We start from the raw sequence: 16698 nt of genomic DNA, 5'->3' as shown, positions 1-16698 counted from the left end.
GCCGCATGGCGTTCACAATCAGTTCATGGGCAGCGAGGCGGGCGGGTGTTCCGGCGACAGGCTGCGCCGGATGCGCGCCACGTCAGCCGCACCCACCGCAGGCGCGTCATTGCCCCATGCCGCACGAATGAAGCTTACGGTATCGGCCACCGCCGCATCATCCATGCGGGCGGCAAAGCCGGGCATGACAAAGGCGGAAGGCGCCTGCTTCGTCGCCCGCAGCGTATTGCCCTCCAGCACGATGCGGATGAGCGAATCCGGTGTCGGGTCCATCACCACCGGGTTGCCCGCCAGCGGCGGGAAGGTGGTTGGGTAGCCGCGCCCGTCGGTGCGATGACAGGCGGCACAGCTATCCACGTAATGCCGCGCGCCGCGTGCGCTCACATCACCCGCGCGCAGGGCGTTGGTGGCGGCAGGGTCATACGCCCAGCCCGGCGCCTGAGCAGGCGTGGTGGGCGAGAGGGTCTTGAGGTAGCGGGCAATGGCAAGCTGGTCATCGGCCGTCATGTGCTGGGTGCCGTGGTTGATGGCATCGGTCATGCCGCCAAAGGCCGCACCGAGCGGCATGCGCCCCGTGGCCAGAAAGCGCACGATGTCCTGCTCGCTCCACCGCCCAAGCCCGGTGCGGTTCTCACCGCGCAGGCTGACGGGCCGCCAGCCATCAACCGACCCGCCGCCAGACAGGTAGAGCGGACCATCCTCCGCCGTCAGGGCCTTTTCCTGCATGGTCACGGCGCGGGGCGTATGGCAGGCCCCGCAATGGCCTGGTCCCTCGACCAGATATGCCCCGCGCGCCACCACCGGGTCGGGGAAGGTGCGGGCCGTGGCCCCCTGCAATGTTACCGCCGGGTCCGGCGCGAACAGCCTGCGCCATACCGTGAGCGGCCAGCGCATGGACAGCGGCCAGTGCATGCCATCCTGCACCACCGGCGTGGAAACCGGCCTGACGCCATGCATGAAATAGGCATAGAGCGCATGCAGGTCCTCATCGGTCATGCGGGCGTAGGAGGGATAGGGCATGGCCGGGTACAGCGTGGCCCCGTCGCGGCGGATGCCCTGACGGATGGCGCGGATGAATTCGGCCTCGGAATACTGGCCGATCCCCGCATTTGCATCCGGCGTGATGTTGGGCGCGTACAGCGTGCCGGTAGGCAGGTGAAAGGCCATGCCCCCTGCAAAGGGCGCGCCGCCGGGCACGGTGTGGCAGGCGGCGCAATCCGCAGCCTCCGCCACGTATTCCCCGCGCGTGACCAGTTCCGCCTGTGGCGCGGCATCCTGCGCCCGCGCAGCCTGAATACCGAAAGCCGACAAGACCAGCAGGGCCGCCGCCAGGGGGCGCAGCCCGGATTTCCACACGCCCCTCATCCGGCCAGCGGGCCGGGATGGGCAAGGTAGGTGGTGCGGATGTGGTACGCCGCCCAATAGGCCAGCGCCGCGACCATGCCGGTGGGGTTGTAACCCGTGCCCTGCGGGAAGGCGTTGGCCCCGATTACGAACACATTATGCACATCCCATGACTGCATGTAGCGGTTAAGCGCACTTGTCTGCGGGTCCGTGCCCATTACGGCGCCACCGCCCAGATGGGTGGTCTGGTACTGGCGCGTATCGAACGGCTTGCCGAATTCACGCATGCCCAGATGCACATTGCGCGCGCCCATGGCCTTGGCCACGTTGCCGATCTTGTCCACCACGTAGCGGTTCATGCGGATGTCATTGTCTTTCCAGTCGAATGTCATGCGCAGCAGCGGCTGGCCGTAGGCATCCTTCCATGTCGGGTCGAGGTCGAGATAGACATCACGGTAGGCCATGTTCGCGCCATGCGCATCGATACGCAGCGAATGGCGATAGGTGTCGATCATGCCTGCCTTCCACGCACTGCCCCAGCGCGGCGTGCCCGGCGGGCCGCCGGAATGCGCCCCCGCAATGGCCTTGACGCCCGCCTGGTTGACCCAGACCGGCGAACCGCCCACGAAGCCGAGCGGCCCGTGGTCAAAGTTCTCGCTATTGAAGTCATCAAACGCAACGCCGCCACCGCCTGCGCCGATATACTGGTTGGTCTCTACCTTGGGGTCGAGCCACACCACGCTGGTGGTCACGTTCTGGTAAACGAAATTGCGCCCCACCACGCCTTCGTTCCTGACCGGGTCATAGGGTTTGCCAATGCCCGAAAGCAGCATCAGCCGCACGTTATGAAACTGGAAGGCGGTCAGGATCACCATTTCCGCAGGCTGGGTCACCACCTTGCCCTCGGCATCGGTATAGGTCACACCCGTGGCGCGTTTGCCCGTGCTGTCGCGCTCCACCCTGAGCACATGGCAGTTGGCACGCAGTTCAAACAGCGGGTGGCGGCGCAGCACCGGCAGGATGTTCACGTTGGGCGACGCCTTGGAATACATGTAACAGGCATAGCCACTGCAATAACCGCAGAAATTGCACGGCCCCATCTGCACGCCATACGGGTTGGTATATTGCTGCGAGGCATTGGCCGCAGGCAGCGAATACGGATGGAACCCCACTTCCGCCGCCGCCTTGCGAAACAGGTGGGCGGTATAGACATCCTTGAGCGGCGGCAGGGGGAAATGATCCGAGCGCGAGGGCGAGAACACATTGCCCTGCCCCACCACCTGGCCATTCACCTTATACGCCTCGCCCGAAGTGCCGAATACTTTCTCCGCCTTGTCAAAAAACGGTTCGAGTTCCTCATAGGTCACGCCGTAATCCTGAAGGTTCATGCCTTCGGGGATGAATTTGGCGCCATATTTCTCGATCACGCGCGAGCGCAGGCGCAGGTCATCAGGGGGCATACGAAAATGCACGCCCGACCAGTGCAGCCCCGCGCCGCCCACGCCCTCGCCCGGCAAAAAGGCCGCCATGCGCCGGTAGGGCAGCGCCGTCTGGCTGGCGTTATTGCGGATAGTGACCGTGCTTTTGGAGAGATCCTGGAACAGTTTGTAGCGGAAATTGCCCTCAAGCTCGTCGATGGAGGCCGGGTATGCCCCCTCCCCCGCCGTGCTGCGGTCCGGCCCGCGTTCGAGCATGACCACCGTGCGCCCGGCCTCGGTCATCTCCTTGGCCATGATGGACCCGGCCCAGCCGCCGCCCACCACCACCACGTCAACCGGCTTGAGCCTGCGTGCGTCATCACTCATGCCGTCTCTCCGGTTATGGAGACACTGCCCAGCGGGTAATGCACCCCGTAGCGATCCACCCAGTCCATGAAATCGGCCCGCGCGCCGGGAAAGCCCAGCATGGCCCAGCCGCCAAGGCCGGTATTGCCGCCGTGGATGGGGTCGCTGAACGCGCCTTCCATCACATTGGCCAGAAGCTGGTCGAAAAACGCGGCAGATGGCACATCGCCAAACACCAGCTTGCCGCCTTCGGCAGCCCGCAGCAGGTCATCCTGCACATCGGGCGCAAGGGCTGCGAAGGGCCTGGCATGGCGGGTGGCCGCATGCGCGTTCATACCCGCAATGCCGTGCCGGTACAGGTCACGCGGGGGGTAGGGCAACTGGTAGCCGAGGTTATCCGGTCCCTGCACGAAAGGGGCGGCCATGTACCACTGCGCGCCCTGTGCGTAGGGCATGGTCATCTGCTGGTCGATGAAGCGGGGCACGTTCAGCGCAAGGGCTCCGGGACCATTGGCATCAGCCGGGATCAGGCGGTCACAGGCGGCAAGAAGAAAATTCCATTCCGCCGCGTTAAAGAAAACCGGCGTGTATGGCCTGGGCGGAGCAGCCGCCCCCGTGCCTGAAACCGTGCTGCAGGCGGCGACACCTGCCAGCCCCTGCATGAACCGCCGTCGCGATGAGATGAACCCTGAACCGTTGATACCCAAAAACTGCCTTCTCCCTGACACCATGCTTCTATCGCTTCTCTGTCCTCACGTTATCCGCAAGCGGGGACAGGCTGCCTAGAGCCTTTTGCACGATTTCCCTTAATGCAAGAAAAAATGATCCGGGGGTTAATGCAAGCCCACCATGCTACAGGCAAGGGCCGCCTTGATAAGGTTTGCGGTCAGTCTTTTGCAAAAACCAGCGCCTTTATGCCGCGTCGCATCACGAGTTGCATCAAAACACTCTCGTTCCAGTCCCTGCAACAAACTGAGCCGCCCTGCCTTCAACCGTAGTATATTACATTGAAATATTATTATGTTCTTTTGCAAATCCATATAATTCAATGATATATAACTACCCTTCAGGCAAATTGAAGAACGAAAAATGCAGGATAACCAAGGCAATGCTACTGCGTCTGAATATCTTGCGCATGAGCACGGATGCATGGGCGCCCATCATTTGTAACATCCCATTTTCAATACCAGGACGGGCATGATGTTTTTCATACACACGCAAATTAAGGATACAGCATTTATGAAATTCCTTCCCCTCGCCCTTTCCGCCGTAATGGCCACCGGCCTTCTCACGCCTCTCGCCGCCCACGCGGAAGACATGCACAAACGGGCCGAGATGGAGAAACATCACAAGGGGGAAATGCATCATAAGGAAGAGATGCACGAAGACGAACTCCGCCACGATCAACATGAATATGAAGAAGAGCACCGGGATCATCATTGATCGGCCAAGCGAGCGCTCATAGTCACGTCAAAGCACTCTCTCACGCCATAGAACCGGCGTGAGAGAGTGCATGAAGAGATGTATCTGCAAGCATCAAAACGCACGAACGTAATGACGTGAAGAAACTGGTGCATGTCGAGACATAACGCTCGTAATTATTGATGGGCCTGCGCCCACGCACCGCCCGTTCTCCGCGCCCTTGACCCTGTGCAGGGGGCACAATATCCATCGGGGCATGCGCCTTTCCCGTTACCTGCTTCGTCCTGTCAGCATGGCCTGCGTGGCCTCGGTCACCGATGTCCTTGTTGGCTACCCGCAGGCGCTTGTCAGCCGGATCGGGCATCCCGTGATCTGGGTTGGCCGCCTGATCGATGGGCTGGACCGCCGCCTGAACACCCCCGAACGCCCCCCCGCCCGCCGCCGGGCCAATGGCTTTGCAGCCAGTGCCGTGATCGTGGCCGTGCCAACACTGGCCGCAGCAGCGCTTGAACACGGCATCCGGCGCGTCCTGCCACGCAATCTGGCCGTGGGGCTGAGCGGCGTGCTGGCCAGTTCGCTGGTGGCCCAGCGCTCGCTGCATGAGCATGTGCTGGCCGTAGCCCAGCAGGCGCAGGTCAGCCTGCCCGCCGCCCGGCGCGCGGTCTCGCACATCGTGGGCCGCGACCCCGAACAGCTTGATGAGGCAGGCGTGCTGCGCGCGGCCATCGAGACGCTGGCCGAGAACTTCTCCGACGGGATCGTCGCCCCCCTGTTCTGGATGGCGGCAGGCGGCCTGCCGGGGGCGGTGTTCTACAAGGCGGTCAATACGGCAGACAGCATGATCGGCCACCGCACGCCCCGCCATGAAGCCTTTGGCTACGCGGCGGCACGGCTTGATGATCTGGTCAACCTGCCTGCCTCGCGCCTGTCCGCCCTGTGGATCATCCTTGCCGCCCTGAGCCTGCCCGGCATGGATGCGCGTGGTGCCCTGCGCGTGCTGCGGCGCGATGCCCGCACCCACCGCTCACCCAATGCAGGCTGGCCGGAAGCGGCCATGGCGGGCGCGCTGGGCATCCGCCTGTCCGGCCCGCGCGCCTATAACGGCGTGCGCGTGGCCGAGCCATGGGTGGGCGATGGCACGCCCGACCTGCGCCCGGCTGACCTGTATCGTGCCCTGGCGCTGTATCGTCGCGCATGCCTGATCCAGACCCTGACGGGACTGACCGCCACGCTTCTACTGGCCCGAACTCGTAATAAACAGCCTGCCATCATACAGAAGTTTTTTATGAAGATTTTTTCAAAAAGCTTTGAAAAGAACGTCTCTTTTTGAAAAAAGGGGGCACCCGGAAACGTTCCCTCACCCACGCCGCACCGGGCGTGCCATGGCCAGCAGGGCGTCGATATCGAGATGCGCTTCCAGATGGTCGGCCAGCGCCTCAAGGGCTGCATCCACCGTCGCATCATGGTCCCGCGCGTGCGAGCCCGCGCCAAGCCGCGCCAGCAGGGCCGCCCGTGTACGGCCATCAGCCAGCAGGCCATGCACATAAGTGCCCCATATCCGGCCAGAGGGGCTGACAGCGCCATCAGGCCGCCCGCCCAGATCAACCAGCGCTCGCGCGGCATCAGGGCCTTCGGTGCGGCCGATATGCATCTCATACCCATGCAGGGCCACGCCTTCGGGCAGTAACGCGCCGGTCACGTCCTCCAGCCGCTTGTCACCCTCCAGCACGGTGGCCACATCCAGCAGGCCCAGCCCCGCCACCGTGGCGGGTGGGCCCTCAATGCCTGCGGGGTCGGCAATGCTCCGGCCCAGCATCTGGTAGCCACCGCATATGCCCAGCACATGCCCGCCACGGCGCACATGGGCATGTATGTCGATATCCCACCCCTCCGCGCGCAGCACGGCAAGGTCGGCGATGGTGGCCTTGGCACCGGGCAGGATGATCAGGTCACAATCAGGCAGCACCTGCCCGCGCGGCACCATGGTCAGTGAAACGCCATCTTCCGCCGCCAGCGGGTCGAGATCATCAAAATTGGCGATCATGGGCAGGCACGGCACGACAATACGCACCCCGCCCCCGCGCGGGCGCCCGCCTGCGGCAAGATCGGCCGCGTCCTCGGCTGGCAGGGCGCGCACGTTGTCGAGGAATGGCACGAGGCCCACGGCCTGCCACCCGGTCATGCGGGCAATCGTGTCCATACCCGCGGCAAACAGCGTGGGGTCGCCACGCATGCGGTTGACGATAAAGCCGCTGATGCGCCGCGCGTCATCGGGCGCCACCACCACCTTCGTGCCCACGAGGCTCGCGATCACGCCGCCCCGGTCGATATCGCCAATCAGCACCACATCAATATCCGCCGCCTGGGCAAAGCCCATATTGGCGATGTCATCAGCCCGCAGATTGACTTCGGATGCAGAACCCGCCCCTTCCACCAGCACGATATCGGCCTGATCGGCAAGGGTGTGGAAGCTGCCCAGCACCTCGGGCATCAGCCCGCGCTTGAAGGACTGGAAATCACGCGCACGCACCTGCCCGCACATCTGCCCGCGCACCACAAGCTGCGAGCCGGTCATGCCCTGCGGCTTGAGCAGCACCGGGTTCATATGCACCGAAAGCGGCACGCCGCACGCCCGTGCCTGCAATGCCTGCGCGCGCCCGATCTCGCCGCCATCAGCGGTCACGGCGGCGTTGTTGGACATGTTCTGCGGCTTGAACGGGCGCACGCGCAGCCCCCGGCGGGTCAGGGCACGGCACAGCCCGGCCACCAGCACGGACTTGCCAACACTCGACCCCGTGCCCTGAAACATGAGTGCGCGCGCCATGCTCAGAACTCGATCCCGGCCTGCGCCTTGACGCCTTTCTTGAAGTGATGGGCCACCTGCGTCATCTCGGTCACGAGGTCGGCAGCCTCGATCATGGCCGGGCGGGCGTTGCGGCCTGTCACCACCACGTGCTGCATGGGCGGGCGGGCGGCGATATCGGCCAGCACCTCGTCAATGGGCAGGTAGTCGTAGCGCAGGGCGATGTTGAGCTCGTCAAGGATCACCATGCTCACATCACTGCGCTTCAGCGCGGCGCGGGCCTGATCCCATGCGGCACGGCAGTTGGCAATATCCTTGGCGCGGTCCTGCGTGTTCCAGGTAAAGCCCTCGCCCAGCGCATGCCATTCCACCTGATCGCCAAAGCGTTCCAACGCCTTGCGCTCGCCGGTGTTCCATGCGCCCTTGATGAACTGGATCACCACGATCCGCCCGCCATGGGCCAGCGTGCGCAACGCCATGCCGAAGGCTGCGGTGGACTTGCCCTTGCCCGCCCCCGTATGCACGGCCAGCAGCCCCTTCTCGATGGATCTGCTCTCCACCTCCCGGTCCTGCACGGCCTTGCGTTTTGCCATTTTGTCACGGTGGCGGATTTCTTCGGGGGTCAGGGTCATTTCATCTCCATTGGCAGGCCTGCCACCACAAAGACAACACGAGCGGCCCCGCGCGCAATAGCCTGATGCAGCAGCCCCGCCTCATCACGGAAGCGCCGCGCCAGCGCATTGTCGGGCACGATGCCCTGCCCCACCTCGTTCGAGACCAGTACCGTAGGCCCCGCGCGGCGTGCGAGGGCGGCCAGCAGCGCCTGCGTGGCTGCGGGAATGTCATGCTCGGCCAGCATGAGGTTGGTCAGCCACAGGGTCAGGCAATCGACCAGCACCGGGCAGGTGCCTGCGGCGTCGAGCGCGCGTGGCAGGTCGAGCGGTTCCTCGGTCGTGCGCCAGTTTTCACCCCGGCGGGCGCGGTGGCGGCTGATGCGGGCATCCATTTCGCCATCATGGGGCTGGCAGGTGGCAAGGTAGGTCCAGGGCGCGGGCCACGCCGTGAACAGCCCCTCGGCAAACGCGCTTTTGCCCGAGCGCGCGCCACCAAGCACGAAAATGCAGCCCTGCTGGCCTGCTGGCATGGCCTGCGTGCCATCCGCCATCATTTTATCCTCCCCCATCTTGCATCGGCGCGCATAAGACCACACAACGCTGCCCATGCCATCTCGTCTTTCCATACCGCAGGACATGGCCGCGCTGCGTGCGCTGTGCCGCGATCTCCCCACCGCCGACAGCACCGCTGGCAGCGCCATTGCCGCGCATGACAGCCAGTTGACCAAGCCACCGGGCAGCCTTGGCCGACTGGAAGAACTGGCATTATGGGCCGGGCAGTGGCAGCGCACCGACCGCCCACGGGCCGAGCGGGTGGATATCATCGTCTTCGCGGGTAATCACGGCGTGACCGCGCAGGGGGTGACACCGTGGCCCAGCGATGTCACGCGCCAGATGGTCGAGAACTTTCGCACCGGTGGCGCGGCCATCAACCAGATCGCCCGCGTGGCGGGAGCAAGGCTGCGCGTGGTGGAAGTGGAAGACCTGCGCCCCACGGCAGATTTCACCCATGCCCCCGCCATGGATGAAGCCACCTTCCTGCGTGCCGTGGCCACCGGCATGCGCGCGGTCCAGCCCGGCACCGACCTGCTATGCGTGGGCGAGATGGGCATTGGCAACACCACTGCGGCCGCCGCCATGTGCGCCGCCCTGTTTGGCGGCGGTGGTGCGCGATGGGCCGGGCGCGGCACCGGGCTTGATGATGCGGGCGTGCGCCACAAGGCGGCGGTGATCGACCGCGCTTTGGCCCATCACGCCGGGGCAGGCGACCCGCTCGAGATCCTGCGCCATGTGGGCGGCCACGAACTCGCGGCCATATTCGGGGCGGTGCTGGCCGCGCGGCACAGGAATATTCCCGTGCTGGTTGATGGCTTCATCTGCACGGCAGCGGTCGCCCCGCTGGGCGTGATGGCGCCGGACGGGCTGGCCCATACGCGACTGGCCCACTGCTCAGCTGAGGGCGGCCATGCCCACCTTGCAGCGGAACTGGGGCTGACGCCGCTGCTCGATCTGGGGCTGAGGCTGGGCGAAGGCTCGGGCACGGGGCTGGCCGTAGGGCTGGTGCGCGCGGCGGTGGCCTGCCTGTGCGGCATGGCCACCTTCGCGCAGGCGCAGGTGAGCGGGCGGGAATGAGCATTACAGCCCGACTGCGCGCCGACCTTGTGTGCGGGCTGGGGCTGCTGACCCGCCTGCCCACGGGCTGGCTGGCACATGACGGGCTGCCCTACAGCATGACGCGCTCAATATGGTGCTGGCCCCTCATTGGCGCGGGCGTCAACGCGCTTGTGGCCCTGGCCTACGGGGCGGGACTGCGGCTTGGCCTTGCTCCCCTGCCCGCCGCGGGCTGGTGCGTGGCCGGGCTGCTGCTGCTATGTGGCGGGCTGCATGAAGATGGACTGGCCGACATGGCCGATGGCTGTGGGGGTGGCCGCGACCGGGCACGCAAGCTCGAGATCATGCGCGACAGCCGCGTGGGCAGTTATGGCGTGATGGCGCTGGTCGTGGCCCTGCTGGTGCGGATCACCGCCCTCGCCGCCATGAAGGGGCCAGCCGCGCTGCTGGCCCTGCCGGTTGCGGGGGCGCTCGCCCGTGCCGCCATGGCGGGCGTGCTGTGGCGGCTGCCACCCGCCCGGCGTGATGGGCTGGCAAGCACCATGGACCACCTGCCGCGCGCGGCACGTGTGGCCTGCCTGGGCCTTGCCGTGGCAATGGCCGCGATAGTGCTGCCCGCGCCAAGGGCGCTCACCGCCTGCGCCGTGGCCCTGCTGGCCAGCGTGGTTATGTATTGCCTTGCACGCTGGCAACTTGGCGGACAGACCGGTGACGTTCTTGGTGCAACGGCAGTCGTGACGGAATGCGCAGTTCTGACGGCCCTGTGCTGAACGCGGCACTCCCCTGCTCGATTACCCGCACCGACCCCATGGGCGGCGAGGGCGCAAGCAGGTTGCCCGCCGTGCCGTGAACCATGCCGTGCATCAGGCGCAGCGGGCCACCATGGGTGATGATGGCGCAGGACTGCCCGCGCTGGTGCATCTCGGTCCAGAAATGGCGCACGCGGGCGCGCAGCGCGGTGCCACTCTCGCCGCCGGGAGGGGCAAACCCGCTCACATCCGCGGCCCACGCATCGAGTGCCGCGCGCGAGATTCGGCTCCAGGGACGGCCCTCCCACTCCCCGAAGCTGATCTCACGCAGACGTGAATCCACCCTTAAGTCCAGATTCATGAATTGCGCCACCCGCTCCGCCACCATGCGGCACCGCCGCGCGGGAGACGAGAACAGAATCCGGCATCCCACCCCCTGCATGACAGTGCGCAGGCCATCGGCCATGCGCTCCCAACCCTCGGCCAGGGCAACGTCGTGTTGGCCGTAACACACGCCTTCCGCGCCCGTTACGGCGGGATGGCGCGCCAGAACCACTGCAAAACGGTCAGTCATCCGCTCCTGCTTTCCAACATGTCGCACCGAGCATCCGCGATGTTCGTGAACATCGCCATAAGAGCGGCAAGGGGGCAGATACCCGATAAGGACATGCCACTTTTTTGCGCCACCGTGTTCCGCCAAACCAAGATTCAAACATACAGGACTAAATAAAGCCTGTTTACAAGAACAACCGTATTCTGCATATCGGCATCTGCACGTTAAAACATCTTGATTTGCTAATATCCAGGGTCTGCGCCAGCCAGTTCACCAGACCGGAAGGATAAAGAGCATCATGCGCATATGGGCAAGTGCCTGCCTGCTCCTGTGGCTGCCTGCAAGCGCCAGCGCCGCGGGCCTGTTCAGCGCGCCCCATCCCACCCTTGCCTGTGGGGATGATGGCGCCCTGCGTGCCCTGTCCGATGCCGCCCAGGTTGCCCAGCACCCCGCCGCGTGGCGCAAGACGCTGCTCAGGCAGGGCGACTGCCATGCCGTGACCCCTGACATGAAGTGGGAAAAGATCGCCAACCGCAACGGCCTGCCGCTCATGCGCCGCGTGCCGCCGGTGCCGGGGCTGCCGCCGCTGTATTTCATGACCGGTGACATCGCGCCCATCGGGGCACCTGCACCTGCGCCGGTTCATGTCACGCCGCCCCCCGCGCCACCTGCCGCCGAGACCCCCACCCCTGAAGGCCCGCAGCAGCAGGCCACCGATGACACGCCCCCGCCCGCGCCGCCCGTTATCGTGCAGAACCGCGAAACGCCGCTGCCGACCGACCTGTTTTTCATGACGCGCGGCTTCCAGAAACTCGGCTCGCTCATCCTGACGCTGATGCTCATTACCGGTGCCGGCTGGATCATGATGCGGGTGCTGCGCACGATCTGGCTCATGGCGCGGCGGCGCAAGGCCATCGGCACCTGCCTGAAGCTGGCCGAGCGCCATCGCCCCATGCTCGCGCGCTGGTACCAGCAGGCCGAGGATGGCGCCAACACCGCCACCCTGACCCAAAGCCGTGTGCCATGGAACACGCATGTGGAGCGCTTCACGCGCACGACCCTGCTGCCTGCGCTCGCGCGTGACGGGCAGAGCGCGCTCTGGCCTGCCATTCACAAGACGGTATGCGCGCACCTCACCACGCTTGCGGCCAATACCGCGCGCGCGCCCTCCGCCACCGTGCTCACGCCTGGCATTTACCACCAGGACATGAACCAGGCGGAATACGCGGCCTTCTGCTCGCAATGGATTGAAAAGGCGGGATGGGAAATCCGCCCCCCCGTGGCCACCGGCCTGGGTTCGGTCATCCATTGCAGCCGCAACGGGCTGAAGATGCTGGTGCATTGCTGGATCGACCGCAAGCCCGTTCATGATGACGTGATCTGGCAGGGCATCAAGGAAAAGACCGAAAGCCGCGCAGATATTGGCGCCATCGTCTCCAACGCGCCCTACACGCAGGAAGCCCTGCTGCTGGGCAAGAAACACCGCATCTTCCTGCTGCACCATGAAGACATCTACAAATTCGTCTCGGGCATTGAAGTGCCCGATGTGGCCTGAACGCCCGCGGACAAGCCGGGCCTAATCGTGCGCCTGACGGGCCGCGAGCGCGTTGAAGCACAGCGCCGCGCCATCGGCCTGCGCCGGGCTGGCATCAAAAAAGGTTGTGTCATCCGCCCGCTTCTGCCCGGTTATGCGGGCGGCGCAATAATCGAACACGGCCCTGCTGTCATGCAGGCGCGCGCAGTTGAGCAGCCCGGCAAAGCTGACATAACCCGCATGCTCGCGCCGACCCGTAACATAGGCCGCGCACTGCTTGAGCACAGGCGGCGCAACATGGCGCGCCATGATGCCAGCATAGGCTGATTCCTCGCGCGCGGTACAGGCCGCCTGCGTTTCATGCGCGTGATGGCGGGTGCAGTACTGCGCCACCGCCCCATGCAGGTAGCCGCTCTCGGCCGGGCTGTGGGCCCAGACCGTATCGGTGGCGCGGGTGTAATGGAAAACGGCGGCGCTTTTTCCTGGGCCAATCGCGCGGAATGGCACCACGCGCGAACTGCAGTACAGCGTCATGTCATAATGCGCTTCATCATCGCCCTGGGCTGCAAAATCAAGATAAAGCGGGTTGAGTGGCGCCGCGCACAAAAGGTTCCCCGTCGGCATGACCGGATTCTGCCCGTATTCCACCCGGTAGAGCAGATGCCCCGCCCGCCCGCCCGGATCGGGCATGACGTCAAGCCGCTCGCCATTGCTGAAATCGATGCTGCTCTCGGACAGGCGCAGTTCGCCCATCTGCGCGGCTGTAGCCGCATCATCAGGGCGCAGCACGAAATATTGCGGCGCATCCTGTGCCAGTTCGCCACCGTCAAAATGCTGGTTATCGGCATGGGCCGCGACCGGGATGATGATGATGCCAAGCACGGCCGCGATCAGGCCAGTGGCGCGGACTCTCGCGGGGCCAGATTCCGGGTCAGACATGGGGAAACGGCTCCTTTTTATGATTAAATATGATGCATTTACTGCCAACGCTTTGAAAATTATGTTCATCTTTTAATCATAACGCTTTTATCAAGGCATCTTTGCTTGTCAGCCGTTAACGTGTCTGACAATGTTCGCGGCAGAACAACTATTTGATGCTGCATGATATTTCTTTCTGTTTCTTCCCCACCGCACGGATTCTGCCCCCAAAAGGCCAGATCTGTACGAACCGGACCGAGCCGTTCCCACCATACAGCAAAACTGCATATTTTTTGTACATGGTTTAGGCCTGCTCCGAACAATGCCATGCCGGACAACCGGCTGGCGCCTTCCTTCACCCTTCCATCTGCAATGACCACGGCGGAGACGACAGCATGAGCATACCGGACCACGTGCAGGAAGACAGCACCCCCATTTTGCCAGCGGAAGATGACGAGGGCTATCACAAGGGGCTGGGCAGCCGCCAGATCCAGATGATCGCCATAGGCGGCGCGATCGGCACGGGGCTGTTCCTTGGCGCGGGCTCGCGGCTGCAGGCGGCGGGGCCATCGCTGGCGCTGGTCTATCTGGTGTGCGGCATGTTCTCGTTCCTGATCATGCGCGCACTGGGCGAACTGGTGATGTATCGCCCCACCTGCGGCAGCTTCGTGTCCTACACGCGTGAGTTCCTGGGCGAGAAGGCGGCGTTCGTCGCCGGCTGGCTTTCCTTCATGAACTGGGCCATGACTGGCATTGTCGATATTACGGCAGTGGCGCTTTACATGCATTTCTGGGGCACGTTCGCCTTCATGCCGCAATGGGTATTCGCCCTCATGGCGCTATGCGTGGTCACGACACTGAATCTGGTGGGCGTGAAGTGGTTTGGCGAGATCGAGTTCTGGTTCTCGCTCATCAAGATCGTGGCGCTGTGCCTGTTCCTTGTGGCGGGCAGCATCATACTGGGCGTGCGCATGCCCGTAGGCGGCCACCAGACCGGCCTGCACCTGATTGCCGATAATGGCGGCATCTTTCCGCACGGGCTGATTGCCAGCCTGCTGCTGGTGCAGGGGGTGGTGTTCGCCTATTCGGGCATAGAACTGATCGGGACCGCGGCGGGCGAGTGCGCGGATGTGCGCACCGTGCTGCCGCGCAGCATCAACAGCGTGATCTGGCGTATCGGCCTGTTCTATGTGCTGTCGGTGGTGCTTTTGGTCAACCTGCTGCCCTGGACCGCCTATCACGGTGGCACCAGCCCGTTTGTTACGTTTTTTGAAGCCCTTGGCGTGCCGGGCATTGATACGATCATGAACATCGTGGTGCTGACGGCGGCCCTGTCGAGCCTCAACTCGGGGCTGTATTCCACCGGGCGCGTGCTGCGCGCCATGGCGCTCGGTGGCGCCGCCCCCGCGCCGCTGGCCCGCATGAACGCAAGCGCCGTGCCCGCCAACGGCATCCTGCTTACGGTTGCGGTGTACCTGGTGGGCGTGGTGCTCAATTACATCGTGCCCTCGCAGGTGTTCGAGATCGTGCTGAACATGGCGGCGATCGGCATCATCAGCACCTGGGGGTTCATCCTGCTCAGCCAGATCAAGCTGCGCCAGGCGGTACGCAGCGGGCGCATGCCCTCATCGGGTTTTGAAATGCCGGGCGCGCCCTTCACCTCGTGGCTGACACTGGCCTACCTGGCCGGCGTGCTCTTGCTGATGCTGTTTGACTACCCCAACGGCACCTACACCATTGCCAGCATGTCGATCGTGGCCGTGCTGCTGGCAATCGGGTGGAAGTGCCTCAACCCCGCGCCCCCCGCCCCGCAGGATGGGCAGGAGCCGCCGCGCATGACCACGCCATAAAGGAAAACGGCGGGAGAACTGCCATTCTCCCGCCGTCTCACTGGTCTGTCAGCCTGAGGAGCACCGTCGTGATGTCCTGATCCCTTCCCTGCGACTGCAGTTTGTATAGCAGGCACCCGAACACTGACCCCAGAACCAATAAGACCCGGCATGCACTGCCATGCATGCAGGGACGCCCTGAGCAGGAAATGGCCTCAACCATGATTTCCCTGACACGCGCCCACGCCGCAAGGCTGGGCACCGCATCCGCTACCCGCGCCATGACAGCACGGGAAAAAGACGCTGGTCGCCCCCCTGCAAGAGCATCATACATTCCGATACCGGAATCAATATTATTCGTTGCGATTCCATTTCTTGTTGCCCTCTCCAGCTTTTCCTCCGCGCAGGCAGCAGGCACGGGCAATGGCACGGCGGCAGGCTCGCAGGGCGTCGATGAGCATTATACCCAGTGGTACACCGGCTCGCTCGTCTCCCCCTCCGGCGCGCTGACCAAGAAGGGCGTGTTTGCGTGGGAGCCGTATTTTGCCTACAGCCAGCCGGTGGGCAACCTCGATAGCGTGGGCCGCGCAGCCCCCATAAAAGACCGGGCGCACATGGTCTCGAGCTTCACGCTTTACAAATATTCCATCACCAATTCGATCAGCCTGCAGATGACGCCCACCATCAGTTACGGCTGGCGGCATGGTGGCTATGGCGGCACCACAAGCGGCACGAAAATGGGCGACCTGCCGGTGGATGTGATGTGGCGCTACCTTGATGCCGACCCGAAGCGCTACATCCCCGCGCTGAGCCTGTTCGTGGGCGTGGCCTTTCCCTCAGGTGACTATACAAAACTGGGCCGCGCGGAAGATGGCGTGGGTACCGGCACCTACACCTTCCGCGTAGCGCTTACGGAGCAGTCCACCTACACCCTGCCCGGCCACCACGAGTTGCGGCTGCGCACATGGGGCACCTTTCGCCGCGCGCTGACGCAGGCTCATATTGCCGATATCAGCAGTTATGGCACCACGGCGGGGTTTCGGGGGCTGGCGCATCCGGGCATGTATGGTGAGAGCGGCTTCTCCCTGGAATATGGCGTGAACCAGAAATGGGTCATCGCCATGGATCTGGCGCGCGACTGGGCCAATGGCTCGCGGGTGCGCGGCTATAACGCACAGGGCAAATACCAGGACGTGCTGGGGCAGGCCTCGGGTGACTGGGTGATCGCCCCTGCGGTGGAATATAACTGGTCGCCGCGCTTTGGCATCATTGCCGGTGTGACGGCCATTTTCGCAGGCCATAACACCGGGCAGGTCATCTCGCCGCAATTTGCTTTCAACAGCGTGTTCTAGGCTCCCGCCCCCGCAACCCGAACCGGGTGCGCAAAAGCCGGTCGGGCCGCCATCACAGCGCATGGCTGCATGGCCCCGTGCCTGATGAAGCCGCCACGCGCCAGAGCCGGTTTATGGCCAGCGCCACAGGCATGCCCGCCCGCGCCCGCCACACATCAACACCTTGCATTACCGAAACATGTATG

15 protein-coding genes are annotated in these 16698 nt (G+C 64.3%); 6 read left to right on the top strand and 9 right to left on the bottom strand.

Annotated features, from left to right (window positions below; translation table 11 throughout):
- Positions 1-18: 18 nt before the first annotated feature.
- From QEG70_RS08855 to QEG70_RS08840, 4 genes are all read right to left on the bottom strand, one after another.
- A complete protein-coding gene (locus QEG70_RS08855; RefSeq protein ID WP_374762577.1) occupies positions 19-1365 on the bottom strand; it encodes a c-type cytochrome in 1347 nt (448 codons plus the stop codon).
- The gene (locus tag QEG70_RS08850; protein WP_308720353.1) at positions 1362-3149 is read right to left on the bottom strand and encodes a GMC family oxidoreductase; all 1788 of its coding nucleotides are present in this window, start codon (positions 3147-3149) and stop codon (positions 1362-1364) included. Before QEG70_RS08850 ends, QEG70_RS08855 begins: the two co-directional genes overlap by 4 nt.
- Positions 3146-3790: a gluconate 2-dehydrogenase subunit 3 family protein gene (locus tag QEG70_RS08845; RefSeq protein WP_308720352.1), complete on the bottom strand. Its 645-nt coding sequence runs from the start codon at positions 3788-3790 to the stop codon at positions 3146-3148. The genes QEG70_RS08850 and QEG70_RS08845 overlap by 4 nt, the downstream gene beginning before the upstream one ends.
- Positions 3791-4187: 397 nt before the next feature.
- The gene (locus QEG70_RS08840) at positions 4188-4568 is read right to left on the bottom strand and encodes a hypothetical protein (RefSeq protein ID WP_308720351.1); all 381 of its coding nucleotides are present in this window, start codon (positions 4566-4568) and stop codon (positions 4188-4190) included.
- Between the two features lie 238 nt (positions 4569-4806).
- On the opposite strand from QEG70_RS08840, the gene cbiB reads away from it, so the two are divergent.
- Positions 4807-5880, top strand: a complete 1074-nt coding sequence (gene cbiB / locus QEG70_RS08835) for an adenosylcobinamide-phosphate synthase CbiB (RefSeq protein ID WP_308720350.1) — start codon at positions 4807-4809, stop codon at positions 5878-5880.
- A gap of 27 nt (positions 5881-5907) precedes the next feature.
- On the opposite strand, the gene QEG70_RS08830 is transcribed toward cbiB, so the two are convergent.
- From QEG70_RS08830 to cobU, 3 genes are read right to left on the bottom strand one after another with little or no spacing between them, the layout of a single operon-like run.
- Positions 5908-7374, bottom strand: coding sequence for a cobyric acid synthase (locus QEG70_RS08830; protein WP_308720349.1), 1467 nt, complete (start codon positions 7372-7374; stop codon positions 5908-5910).
- A 2-nt stretch (positions 7375-7376) separates the two neighbouring features.
- Complete coding sequence (cobO, locus tag QEG70_RS08825; protein WP_308720348.1) at positions 7377-7985, bottom strand: cob(I)yrinic acid a,c-diamide adenosyltransferase; 609 nt, start codon at positions 7983-7985, stop codon at positions 7377-7379.
- Entirely contained in the window at positions 7982-8575 is a 594-nt protein-coding gene (cobU, locus tag QEG70_RS08820) for a bifunctional adenosylcobinamide kinase/adenosylcobinamide-phosphate guanylyltransferase (protein ID WP_374762576.1), read from the bottom strand. Before cobU ends, cobO begins: the two co-directional genes overlap by 4 nt.
- Between cobU and cobT the strand changes: the two genes are divergently transcribed.
- The gene (gene cobT, locus QEG70_RS08815; RefSeq protein WP_308720346.1) at positions 8574-9599 is read left to right on the top strand and encodes a nicotinate-nucleotide--dimethylbenzimidazole phosphoribosyltransferase; all 1026 of its coding nucleotides are present in this window, start codon (positions 8574-8576) and stop codon (positions 9597-9599) included. The two genes, cobU and cobT, sit on opposite strands and share 2 nt — an antisense overlap.
- The gene (gene cobS, locus QEG70_RS08810; RefSeq protein WP_308720345.1) at positions 9596-10348 is read left to right on the top strand and encodes an adenosylcobinamide-GDP ribazoletransferase; all 753 of its coding nucleotides are present in this window, start codon (positions 9596-9598) and stop codon (positions 10346-10348) included. The genes cobT and cobS overlap by 4 nt, the downstream gene beginning before the upstream one ends.
- Here the strand turns inward: cobS and QEG70_RS08805 are convergent.
- Positions 10245-10901, bottom strand: coding sequence for a histidine phosphatase family protein (locus tag QEG70_RS08805; protein WP_308720344.1), 657 nt, complete (start codon positions 10899-10901; stop codon positions 10245-10247). The two genes, cobS and QEG70_RS08805, sit on opposite strands and share 104 nt — an antisense overlap.
- 277 nt (positions 10902-11178) lie before the next feature.
- Between QEG70_RS08805 and QEG70_RS08800 the strand changes: the two genes are divergently transcribed.
- Positions 11179-12435, top strand: coding sequence for a restriction endonuclease (locus tag QEG70_RS08800; RefSeq protein ID WP_308720343.1), 1257 nt, complete (start codon positions 11179-11181; stop codon positions 12433-12435).
- A 21-nt stretch (positions 12436-12456) separates the two neighbouring features.
- On the opposite strand, the gene QEG70_RS08795 is transcribed toward QEG70_RS08800, so the two are convergent.
- Entirely contained in the window at positions 12457-13353 is an 897-nt protein-coding gene (locus QEG70_RS08795; protein ID WP_308720342.1) for a hypothetical protein, read from the bottom strand.
- Positions 13354-13727: 374 nt separating this feature from the next.
- Between QEG70_RS08795 and QEG70_RS08790 the strand changes: the two genes are divergently transcribed.
- Complete coding sequence (locus QEG70_RS08790; protein WP_308720341.1) at positions 13728-15182, top strand: amino acid permease; 1455 nt, start codon at positions 13728-13730, stop codon at positions 15180-15182.
- Between the two features lie 188 nt (positions 15183-15370).
- Positions 15371-16513, top strand: a complete 1143-nt coding sequence (locus QEG70_RS08785; RefSeq protein WP_308720575.1) for a hypothetical protein — start codon at positions 15371-15373, stop codon at positions 16511-16513.
- The last annotated feature ends 185 nt before the right edge of the window (positions 16514-16698 follow it).

The sequence above is a fragment of the Komagataeibacter xylinus genome, assembly GCF_031081985.1.
In the GTDB taxonomy this organism is placed as follows: Bacteria; Pseudomonadota; Alphaproteobacteria; order Acetobacterales; family Acetobacteraceae; genus Komagataeibacter; species Komagataeibacter xylinus_E.
Note: the sequence above shows the minus strand (reverse complement) of the source record. Positions and strands in the feature narration are given on the sequence as shown.